Source organism: Schaalia sp. (assembly GCF_050312375.1).
GTDB lineage: Bacteria > Actinomycetota > Actinomycetes > Actinomycetales > Actinomycetaceae > Pauljensenia > Pauljensenia hyovaginalis.
Genome location: NZ_JBNOYB010000047.1, coordinates 17,673 through 28,422 on the forward strand (window position 1 = coordinate 17,673; position 10,750 = coordinate 28,422).

Annotated in this window: 9 protein-coding genes; 2 read left to right on the plus strand and 7 right to left on the minus strand. The window is 67.8% G+C overall.

What is annotated here, in order from left to right; all coding sequences use genetic code 11:
* Positions 1 to 2: 2 nt before the first annotated feature.
* From ACQY7V_RS03575 to hisD, 4 genes are all read right to left on the minus strand, one after another.
* Positions 3 to 698 (minus strand): hypothetical protein, encoded by a 696-nt coding sequence (locus tag ACQY7V_RS03575; RefSeq protein ID WP_428638942.1) that lies wholly within the window; start codon positions 696 to 698, stop codon positions 3 to 5.
* Between the two features lie 67 nt (positions 699 to 765).
* Complete coding sequence (gene hisB, locus ACQY7V_RS03580) at positions 766 to 1,377, minus strand: imidazoleglycerol-phosphate dehydratase HisB (protein WP_303773974.1); 612 nt, start codon at positions 1,375 to 1,377, stop codon at positions 766 to 768.
* A complete protein-coding gene (locus ACQY7V_RS03585; RefSeq protein ID WP_428638944.1) occupies positions 1,374 to 2,519 on the minus strand; it encodes a histidinol-phosphate transaminase in 1,146 nt (381 codons plus the stop codon). Before ACQY7V_RS03585 ends, hisB begins: the two co-directional genes overlap by 4 nt.
* Positions 2,516 to 3,850 (minus strand): histidinol dehydrogenase, encoded by a 1,335-nt coding sequence (hisD, locus tag ACQY7V_RS03590; RefSeq protein ID WP_428638946.1) that lies wholly within the window; start codon positions 3,848 to 3,850, stop codon positions 2,516 to 2,518. The genes ACQY7V_RS03585 and hisD overlap by 4 nt, the downstream gene beginning before the upstream one ends.
* Positions 3,851 to 3,948: 98 nt before the next feature.
* Here hisD and ACQY7V_RS03595 point away from each other — a divergent pair, with 98 nt between their 5' ends.
* The gene (locus ACQY7V_RS03595; RefSeq protein WP_154478635.1) at positions 3,949 to 4,182 is read left to right on the plus strand and encodes an RNA-binding S4 domain-containing protein; all 234 of its coding nucleotides are present in this window, start codon (positions 3,949 to 3,951) and stop codon (positions 4,180 to 4,182) included.
* A 198-nt stretch (positions 4,183 to 4,380) separates the two neighbouring features.
* Complete coding sequence (locus ACQY7V_RS03600) at positions 4,381 to 5,400, plus strand: hypothetical protein (protein ID WP_320836520.1); 1,020 nt, start codon at positions 4,381 to 4,383, stop codon at positions 5,398 to 5,400.
* 98 nt (positions 5,401 to 5,498) lie between these two features.
* On the opposite strand, the gene dnaE is transcribed toward ACQY7V_RS03600, so the two are convergent.
* The 3 genes from dnaE to lspA form a co-directional block, all read right to left on the minus strand.
* A complete protein-coding gene (gene dnaE, locus ACQY7V_RS03605) occupies positions 5,499 to 9,047 on the minus strand; it encodes a DNA polymerase III subunit alpha (RefSeq protein WP_154478639.1) in 3,549 nt (1,182 codons plus the stop codon).
* A 248-nt stretch (positions 9,048 to 9,295) separates the two neighbouring features.
* A complete protein-coding gene (locus ACQY7V_RS03610) occupies positions 9,296 to 10,213 on the minus strand; it encodes an RluA family pseudouridine synthase (protein ID WP_303774628.1) in 918 nt (305 codons plus the stop codon).
* Positions 10,206 to 10,750 (minus strand): signal peptidase II (lspA, locus tag ACQY7V_RS03615; RefSeq protein ID WP_428638949.1); only part of this gene is annotated, 545 nt, incomplete at its 5' end. The genes lspA and ACQY7V_RS03610, both read right to left, overlap by 8 nt.

Consider the following 10,750-nt stretch of genomic DNA (forward strand, 5'->3'; position numbering starts at 1 on the left):
CGTCACCTCCTGCGCAGCCAGCCCATGGGACCGGGCCGTTTCCTCGTCATGCCGTTCGCCGACACCGAATCGTCGTAGTCCTCTGGCCTGGTCCTGCCCAGCAGCAGATCCTCCGTCGCCTGCGGCATCGACCCGAGCAGCAGGCCCGCGGGGATCGGCTCCTCCGGCGCCCCCGACACATAGCGCTGGGCCGTGATCCGGCCCGACACGCCGGGCTCGACGCCATCGCCCTCGACGAGCCAGGACATCATCGCCACCGCGCCGTACTTCGACAGGCGCGAGACCACGCGCGCGACCTCATCGACCCGCGACGGCATCGGACGCGAATCGGCGAGCAGCGCTTCGAGCTCGTCCTCATCCGTCGGCTTCGTCTCCACCGGAAGCCACACGGCCGTCCAGGGTTTGAGGCGCACGACCGCCTCCGAGATCCCCGTCAGCGCGAGGAGCGAATGCAGGGCCTCCGGCAATGGGATCGGCGCGAGGACCAGGGCGACCGACAGCCGTCCGCCCTCCAGATGAAGCGACTCGTCGACCGGCTGATCATCCGGATTCTTCAGGTCCTCCTCGAAGGCCGCCAACTCGGCGTCAAGACCCGCCCCGTCCCGGGAGTCGGGAGCCCCGCCCGCTGCGGCGCCCCCGCCCATGCCGGCGACGAGATCACGGAACGCGGCATCGATATCGTCGTCGCGATCAGCCATGTTCGTCCCCGATTCTCGATTCCGCCCCGTCAGCCCACGCCGACCTTGGAGAATCGTATCGCACCGCTCAGAGCGCGCCCTTGGTCGAGGGGATTCCCTCGACCCGCGGATCCGCTTCGACCGCCATGCGCAGAGCCCGCGCGAGCGCCTTGAACTGCGCCTCGACGATGTGGTGCGGGTCGCGGCCGCCCAGCACGCTCATATGCAGGCAGATCCCCGAGTTGAAGGTCAGCGACTCGAGGACGTGGCGCGTCATCGAGCCCGTGAAATGCCCCCCGATGAGGTGGTACTCCTGACCGGCGGGCTCGCCCTCGTGCACGATGTAGGGGCGGCCCGCGACATCGACGACCGCACGGGCGAGCGCCTCATCGAGCGGGACGGTCGCATCGCCGAAGCGCCTGATGCCGCGCTTGTCGCCGAGGGCCTCCTTGAGGGCCAGGCCGATGCAGATCGCCGTGTCCTCGACCGTGTGATGGACATCGACCTCGATGTCGCCCGTCGCGCGCACCGTGAGATCGATGAGCGAGTGCTTCCCGAGCGCCGTGAGCATGTGGTCGTAGAAGGGCACGCCCGTCGAGACCTCGGTCCTCCCCGTGCCGTCGAGGTCGAGCTCGACGTGGATCGAGGACTCCGAGGTCGTCCGATCGATGACGGCGGTCCTGTGCGCGGCGGTAGTCATGAGATGACCTCCTCGAGTGCGGTGACGAATGCGGCGGTTTCTTCAGGGGTTCCGATGCTGACGCGCAGCCAGCCTTCGGGGCCGACGACGCGGATGAGGACGCCCCGCTCCAGAAGGGCGTCGAAGACCGCGCGGCGATCCTCGAAGGGGCCGAAGAGCACGAAGTTCGCGTCCGAATCCACGGCCTGCAGGCCCATGTCGCGAAGGCGCTCGACGAGCCGGTCGCGCTCCTCGCGGAGCGAGGCCACCTGAGCCCCGAGCTCGTCGGCGTGCCGCAGGGCCGCCAAGGCCGCCGCCTGCGTGACGGCCGAGAGATGATAGGGCAGGCGGACGAGCATAACGGCGTCGATGATCGCCTTCGCGGCCGTCATGTAGCCCAGGCGCAGGCCCGCCATCCCGAAGGCCTTCGACATCGTGCGGGAGACGACGAGATGCGGCGCGTCTTCGAGCAGTTCGAGTGCCGAGGGCGTGCCCTCCCTGCGGAACTCCGCATAGGCCTCGTCGATGACGACGATCGTCGAGCTCGCCTCCCCCTCGACGAGGGGTCCGGTCTCCTCGGCGGCCTCGAGGATCCGCTTGACGTCCTCGAGCGGGAGCGCCGTGCCCGTCGGATTGTTCGGGCTCGCGAGGAGGAGGAGGGTCGGGCGTTCGCGGCGAAGGGTCTGCTCGACGAGCCCGAGGTCGAGCGTGAAATCATCGAGGCGCGCCCCCTGGACCCAACGGGTGTTCGTGTCGCGCGCGTACTCGTGGTACATCGAATAGGTCGGCGCGAAGGACACCGCGCTCCGGCCGGGACCCCCGAAGGCCTGGAAGAGGTGGAGCATCACCTCGTTCGAGCCGTTGCCCGCCCAGATCAGCTCCGGCGCGCGGCGCACACCGGATTCGCCGGCGAGGTAGTCGGCGAGCGCGCCGCGCAACTCCGTGAAATCCCGATCCGGGTAACGGTTGAGACCCGCCGCCGCACTCGCCACCGAATCCGCGATATCGGCGATCACCCCGGCCGAGGGCGCGTAGGGGTTCTCGTTGACGTTGAGGCGCGCCGCGACCTCCAGCTGGGGCGCCCCGTAAGGTTCGAGGCCCGTGAGGTCCTCGCGCAGCGGAAGGCGCCGGGCTTCGCCCTCGTCGATCCTGGCGGAGCTCATGAGGCGCTCCCCTTGCCCTCGCGGACCAGTGCCGCTGCGCCGTGAGCGGGAAGGTCCTCCGCCTTGGCGAGGACGTCGAGGGCCGCGGACTGAGCGGCGAGGGCGGGCGCGGAGTACTCGACGACCTGCTGGGAGCGCAAGTACTGGGTGACGTTGAGGCCGGAGGCGAAGCGCGCCGTGCCCCCGGTCGGCAGGACGTGGTTGGAGCCCGCGATGTAGTCGCCGAGCGGGACGGGCGTGTAGGGGCCGACGAAGATCGCGCCGGCGTTCCTCACCCGCTCCGCGTCGGCGCGCGAGTCCGCCGTGTGCACCTCGAGGTGCTCGGCGGCGTAAGCGTCGACGACCGCGATCCCGGCGTCGACGTCATCGACGAGGACGATCCCCGACTGCGGGCCGGCGAGCGCGGTGAGTATCCGCTCGGTGTGCGCCGTCGCCTCCGCTTGGACGGGGATGAGGGCCTCGACCTCGTCGGCGAGCGCCGCCGAGGAGGTGACGAGGACGGAGGCCGCTGCCGGGTCGTGCTCGGCCTGGCTGATGAGGTCGGCGGCGACGAAGGCGGGCATCGCCGTCTCGTCGGCGAGGATCGCGATCTCGGTCGTCCCGGCCTCGGCATCGATGCCGACCGTCCCCTGGACGAGGCGCTTGGCGGCGGCGACGAAGATGTTGCCCGGCCCCGTCACGACATCGACCGGCTCCAGGGTGTCGGCGCCGTCCTCGACGCCGTAGGCGAAGGCGGCGATCGCCTGGGCGCCGCCGATCGCCCAGACCTCGTCGACGCCGAGGAGGGCGCAGGCGGCGAGGATCGTCGGGTGCGGCAGTCCGCCGAATGCCTCCTGGGGCGGGGAGGCGAGCGCGATCGAGGGGACGCCCGCGACCTGGGCGCACACGACGTTCATCACGACCGAGGAGGGGTAGACCGCCAGGCCGCCGGGCACGTACAGGCCGACCCGCGACACGGGCAGCCAGCGCTGGGTGACGCGGCCGCCGGGCACGATCTCGGCCTCCGCCGGGCTCGGGAGCTGCTGGGCGTGGCCGGCCCGGTTGTGCGCGATCGAGGTTTCGAGGGCGGCGCGGATCGCGGGATCGAGCTCCTCGAGGGCGCGGGCGATCACCTCGGCGGGAACGCGGAGGCGATCGGGGCGCACGCGGTCGAATCGCTCGGCGAGCTCGTAGAGGACGGGCGCGCCCTCGGTCCTCACGCGCTCGATCAGCGGAGCCACGCGGTCCGCCGCCTTCGCCGTGTCGAGAGCCGCCCTCGGCAGGACCTTGCGCAGCTCGGCGGCGGAAGGGCGTTCGCCTCTAAGATCGATGCGTCGCATGATGCCAGTCATGCGCCCAGAATAGGCGAAGGGCCCTTCGGCACGGGTCCGCGCCCACGCCCCGAACACTTCCGGACCGATGCGCGAGGACCGGGAGGAAAGGATCCCTCATGAGCGAAGCACCCGTCGTCGAGATCAGCGGCGTCATCCGCCTCGGACAGTTCCTCAAGCTCGCGAATCTCGCCGAGGACGGGGCGCTCGCGCGCGAGCTCGTTCAGGGCGGGGACGTCCTCGTCAACGGGGAGGTGGAGACGCGCCGCGGGAGGCAACTCGCAGACGGGGACCTCGTGGAAGTGGACTCCCCCGCAGGCCGCTTCTCCGCCCGCGTGCGCCGCCTCGACTGATCCGCCGAGGTCATCACCTTTCGGCGTCGAAGTCATCACTTTCCTCTGTCGAGGTCATCACGTTTCTTCACCGAGGGGATCCCGTCGGCGGTGAGGCCCCCAAGCTCAGGTATCCACACCCTCTCCACCGGCGCGCCGAATGCACAGGCAATCGCCCAGCATCCCGGCGCTCCGCTTCTCTGAGGGCAGCCTGGGCGCATGGACCTTCTCCTCGCAACGCCGCGCACCACCGTCACAACCTCGATCCCCACGCGTTTCCGAAAGGGGCGTTTCCTCAACATCCCCGCGGAAGCGACATGGTGGGAGAAGGAGGCGCACCTCCACCGAGCCAGGCTCCTCGACGTCGCCCGCCGGAGCACTCAAGCGATCGCAGTCCTGCAATCAGCCGTGATCCTTCACGGCGGGTCGCTCAAGCATCCGCCGAGGCAAGCGCATGTTCACACATCGTGGCATCGCAAGCCGATGAAGACCGGCGGCCCCTCGTTCTTCGCCCTCAACCCCCGCGATCGGCGAGAACGTCTGGCCCGGCGTCCCGTCGTCAATCACCGCATGGAACTCGATGAGGATCAGCTGGTCATCATCGACGGGATCCCCACAACCGATCTCCTTCAAACCATGGAGTTGGCCGCGCGATTCCTCGCACCCGACGACGCGCTCATCGCCCTCGATTCGCTTCTCGCTATCGCGGTGGCACGCAGGCCCCATTGGCGCGATGACCGCCTGTCACTCGAGCGCGAGGCTCGCGTCGTCCTCACCCGGATCCTCCATTCCCTGGAGAAGCACCGAGGACAGCGGGGTTACCGTCAGGCGCGGGAACTGCTCGCAGTCGCCACCGCGCTCGCCGAATCCCCGTTCGAAAGCGAGATGCGCAGGATCGCCCTCGCGGCGGGTTATTCGCAGATCGAACCCCAAGTTGAAGTCCGAACGCGCGTCGGCGTGCGCTGGGTCGATCTGGGGATCCCGGGAGTCCGGCGCGGTATCGAGATCAATGGTGCGATCAAGTACGAGGGCGGGGCCGGCAGGCTTCAAAGGGAGAAGGAGGCGGCTCGTCGTGTGGATCTCGCGGAGGTCGGATTCACGGTTCATGACGTCGACGCCTCGTCCATTGCCGATGTGCCGCAGATGCTCAAGCTGCTCGGCGAGAGCTTTCCGGAGCAGCGCGACCTTCATGGGCGGCCGGCGCTGTGGACCCCGGCTGAGCGCGCAAGGTTCCGCTGAATCTCTTGGCGGTCATCGCCTCACCCCGCCAGCAGATCCTCTCGGCGTCAAAAGGTGATGACCTCGACGGAGAAAGGTGATGACCTCGGCTAGTGGGACTAGTGGGAGGTCAGCACCCCGGAGATCCCGACGACCGCCTTCACCTGCGAGAAGAAGGCGCTCGACTGCTCGACCCGCAGCTTCGGATCCAGCTCGACGATCGTCGTCCTACCGGGCTCACGGACGTGCAGGCGCACCGGCGACCCGCCCGGGAAGGATTGGAGGACATCGCGGAGCTCGAGAAGCAGCTCGGGCGTGCAGCGCGAAACCGGAAGCTCCAGATCGAGCGGCGCATCCCCGTCCTCGCGCAGATCGAGCAGCGTCAAGGACTGGCCGTAGATCGACATGCCCTCGTCACGGACATTCACCCGCCCCTCGACCTGGACGATGACGTCCTGGACCAGGTGCGTCTGGATCGTCTCGTAGGCGCGCGGGAAGAACAGCACCTCGACGGAACCCGACAGATCCTCGATCGTCGCGATCGCCCACACGGAGCCCTGCTTCGTCACCTTCGTCTGCACGCCCGAGACGAGGCCCGCGATCTTCACGACGCGATCCGCCATCGATTCCTCGGAGCCGACGACCTGGGCGATCTCCACATCCTGGTATCGGGCGAGCCCGCCCTCGAGGCCGCGCAGGGGATGATCCGAGACGTACAGGCCCAGCATCTCGCGCTCCTGGGCGAGCTTCGACTTGCGGTCGAACTCCGGGATGTCGGGGATATCGATCGCCAAAGACGACTCGCTCGACTCGTCCTCCCCGCCGAGCGCGCCGAAGAGATCGAACTGGCCGACGGCCTCATTGCGCTTGACATCGATGATCGCATCGACCGCCTCATCGCAACGGGCCAGCAGGGCGCGGCGCGTGTACCCGAGCGAATCGAAAGCGCCGGCGCGGATCAGCGACTGAATCGTCCTCTTGTTGCACACCACCTGCGGGACCTTGTCGAGGAAGTCCTGGAAGCTCGCGAACTTCCCCTTGGCCTCGCGGGTCTCCACGATCGCGTCGACGACGTTCGCCCCCACGTTCTGAATCGAGTTCAAGCCGAAGCGGATCCGCTCGCCATCAGGGGCGAAATTGCCGCGAGAGGCGTTGACATCGGGGGGCAGGACCGTGATGTCCATGTGCCGCGCTTCAGCCAGGTAGAGGGCGCGCTTGTCCTTGTTGTCCTTCGTCGAAGTGAGAAGAGCCGCCATGTACTCCGTGGGGAAGTTCGCCTTGAGGAAGGCCGTCCAATACGACACCAGGCCGTAGGCCGCCGAGTGGGCCTTGTTGAAGGCGTAGGCGGAGAAGGGGACGACGACATCCCACAGGGCCTGGATCGACTCTTTCGAATATCCGTTCTTCAGCATGCCCGCCTGGAAGCCCTCGAACTGCTTGGCGAGCACCTCGGGCTTCTTCTTGCCCATCGCCTTGCGGAGGATGTCCGCTTGACCGAGCGTGTATCCCGCGAGCTTCTGAGCGATCTGCATGACCTGCTCCTGATACACGATCAGGCCGTAGGTCGTGCCGAGGATCGATTCGAGGGGCTCGGCGAGCTCGGGGTGGATCGGGGTGATCTCCTGGCGCCCGTTCTTGCGCAGAGCGTAGTTCGTGTGCGAATTCGCACCCATGGGGCCGGGACGGTACAGGGCGCCGACGGCGGAGATGTCCTCGAAGTTGTCGGGCTTCATGAGCTTGAGAAGATCGCGCATGCCGCCGCCATCGAGCTGGAAGACGCCGAGGGTATCGCCGCGCGACAGCAGCTCGTAGGTCGGCCTGTCATCGAAGGCGAGGTGCTCGAGATCGGGGTCCGGCTTGCCGTTGAGGGTGATGTTCTCGAGCGCATCGGACAGGACCGTGAGGTTGCGCAGCCCGAGGAAGTCCATCTTGAGCAGGCCGAGCGTCTCGCAGGTCGGGTAGTCGAACTGCGTGATGATCGCGCCGTCCTGGGGGCGCTTCATGATCGGGATGATGTCGGTGAGCGTGTGGCTCGACATGATGACCGCGCAGGCGTGGACGCCCCACTGCCGCGTCAGCCCTTCGAGGCCGAGGGCGTACTGGACGACCTCGTGGGTGTCGGGGTTCTCCTCGTAGTACTTGCGGAACTCCGTCGCCTCCGCATAGCGCGGATGCTCCTTGTCGAAGATGCCGTGGACCGGGATGTCCTTGCCCTGGACGCCGGGCGGCAGCGCCTTCGTCAGCTGCTCGCCGACCTTGAAGTCCTTGCCGAGGATTCTGGCCGAGTCCTTGAGGGCCTGCTTCGTCTTGATCGTGCCGTAGGTGACGACCTGGGAGATGCGGTCCTCGCCGTACTTCCGTTTGACGTAGGCGATGACCTCATCTCGCCTGCGCTCGTCGAAGTCGACGTCGAAGTCGGGCATCGAGATGCGCTCGGGGTTGAGGAAGCGCTCGAAGATGAGGCCGTGCTCGAGCGGGTTGAGTTCGGTGATGCGCATCGCGTAGGCGACCATCGAGCCGGCGCCGGATCCTCGGCCCGGCCCCACTCGGATCCCCTGCTCCTTCGCCCACTGGATGTAGTCGGCGACGGTGAGGAAGTACCCGGGGAAGCCCATCGAGACGATGACGTCCTCCTCGTATTCGGCCTGCTTGCGCACCTCGTCGGGGATGCCGTTCGGGAAGCGGTAGTTGAGTCCGCGTTCCACCTCCTTGATGAACCAGGAGGTCTTGTCCTCGCCCTCGGGGACGGGGAAGTCGGGCATGTAGTTCGCGCCCTCGGCGGTCGTCGTGAAGTGCACTTCGCAGCGCTCGGCGATCTCGAGGGTCGAGTCGCAGGCCTGCGGGAGCTCGGACCAGATCGACCGCATCTCCTCGCTCGGGCGGATGTAGTAGCCGTCGCCGTCGAACTTGAAGCGGTCCGGATCGGAGATGCGCGAACCCGAGTTGATGCAGAGCAGGGCGTCCTGGATCTTCCGGTCGTCCTTGTGGACGTAGTGCGCGTCGTTGGTCGCCACGAGCGGCGCATCCATGAGCTTGGCCAGTTCGAGGAGCTGCTTCTGGGTGCGGCGCTCGAACTCGATGCCGTGGTCCATGATCTCGACGTAGAAGTTCTCAGGGCCGAAGATGTCGCGCAGCTCGGCGGCCTCGCGCACCGCCTCGTCCCATTGCCCGAGGCGCAGGCGCGTCTGGACGGCGCCCGAAGGGCAGCCCGTGAAGACGATGAGGCCCTTGTGGAACCTCGCGAGGAGTTCCTTGTCGGCGCGCGGCCACTTGCCGAATTGACCGTCCGTCGAGGCGTAGGAGCCGAGGCGGAAGAGGTTGTGCATGCCCTCGGTCGAGTAGGCGATGAGGGTGAGGTGGTTGTAGGAGCCGCCGGCCGACACGTCGTCCGAACGCTGCCACGGCTCGCCCCAGGTGACTTTCTGGCGGTCGAAGCGCGAAGTCCCCGGCGTCACATAGGCTTCGAGGCCGATGATCGGCTTGACCCCGGCCTTCACGCAGTTCTGGTAGAAGTCGAAGGCGCCGAAGAGGTAGCCGTGGTCGGTGAGGCCGATGGCCGGCTGGCCGAGCCGCGCGGCTTCTTCGGCCATCGCCTTGGTCTTCGCGGCCCCGTCGAGCATCGAGTACTCGGAGTGATTGTGAAGATGCACGAAGGAGTCGGTCGCCATGCCCCCGATCCTAGTGGCGAGCGGGCGCTCAAGCACCTTCACCTCGAGGACCGGGGATCAGGACGCGCCGCCCCTTCCGCGGTCCTCGCGCGCCCGTACGGGTCTTATACCCGTCGTGCGCTCGCACGCGCGGCGACGAGGGCGCTCCCCCGCATCGTCGAGGAGTCACGCCCTCGTCCCCCGGCAATCCTGTTCGAACGGGAGGGCCCGCACCCGGGCCCGCGCATCGGCGGGGAGGAGGCGGGGAATCACACGGGGTTCCGCAGGATGTCGAGGGCGCGCTCGAGATCGGCGGGATAGGGGGAGCGCACCGAGGTCGGCGCGCCCGTGCGAGGATGCGCGAAGCCGAGTTCGACCGCATGGAGCCATTGGCGCTCAAGGCCCAGTCGGGCCGCCGCCGTCGGGTCGGCGCCGTAGAAGACGTCTCCGACGCAGGGGTGGCCCATTGCGGCGGTGTGGACCCGGATCTGATGCGTGCGCCCCGTTTCCAGGTGGACTTCGAGGAGGGAGGCGCCGGCCATGAGCTCGAGGGTGTCGTAGTGCGTGACGGCCCGCTTGCCGCCGTCGATGACGGCCATGCGCCACTCGCGGGACGGATGACGGCCGATCGGGGCGTCGATCGTGCCGATCGGGGGGTCCATGTGCCCTGAGACGACGGCGTGATAGATCTTCGTGACCGTCCGCTCCTTGAAGGCGCGTTTCATCACCGAATAGGCGAGTTCGGATTTCGCGACCATCATCGCGCCGGAGGTGCCGACATCGAGTCGGTGGACGATTCCCTGGCGCTCGGGGGGGCCGTAGCCGGTGATCCGGTATCCGGCCGCCTCGAGATTGCCCAGGACCGTGGGCCCGGACCAGCCCGGCCCCGTATGTGCGGCGACGCCCACGGGCTTGTCGACGACGACGATGTCCTCATCGTCGTAGAGGATGTCCATGCCGACGACGGGCGGGGGCGTTTCCTTCAGCGCGGGGATCGTCACCTCGATGAGGTCGCTCGCGCCCAGGCGGGTCGATTTGAGGGCCGCTCGGCCGTTGACGAGGACGAGCCCGTCTTCGATGAGTCCCGCGACTTGCGCGCGGGCCATGCCGAGCATGCGCGCCAGGGCGGCATCCGTGCGATCCCCGATGAGGGCGTCGGGAACGGGGAGGAGGCGGGTGTCACTCATGCTTCGTCTTCTCGCCGAGGATCATTTCGATCGCGAGCCAGGCGGCGCCGAGGACGATCCAGATGTCGGCGACATTGCCGACGAAGAATCCGGCGTAGTCGATGAAGTCGATGACGTGCCCCTGGCCGAAGGAGGGGGGCTGGATGAGGCGGTCGATGAGGTTGCCGATCGCACCGCCCAGGAGCAGGCCGATCGACGCCGCCAGGCGCGTCGAGCGGGCGCGGACCAGGGCGTAGACCAGCACTCCGATGATGACCAGGGCGAGGATCGTGAAGATCCAGGTCGAGGAGGCTCCGAGCGAGAAGGCCGCACCGGAGTTGCGGGTGAGGACCAGGGAGAGGTGTTCCCCGATCACCCCGATCCGTCGTCCTTCGACGAGGGCGGACAGGGCCCACGCCTTCGTCAACTGATCCGTGATGACGGCGAAGACTGCGACGAGGGCCGCGAGGATCATGCCCCGTGATGCGCCGACGCCCTTCGCTCGTTTCGTCCTGGACTCCATGAGACTCGCTTTCACATGATGATGGCGGCGGAGCT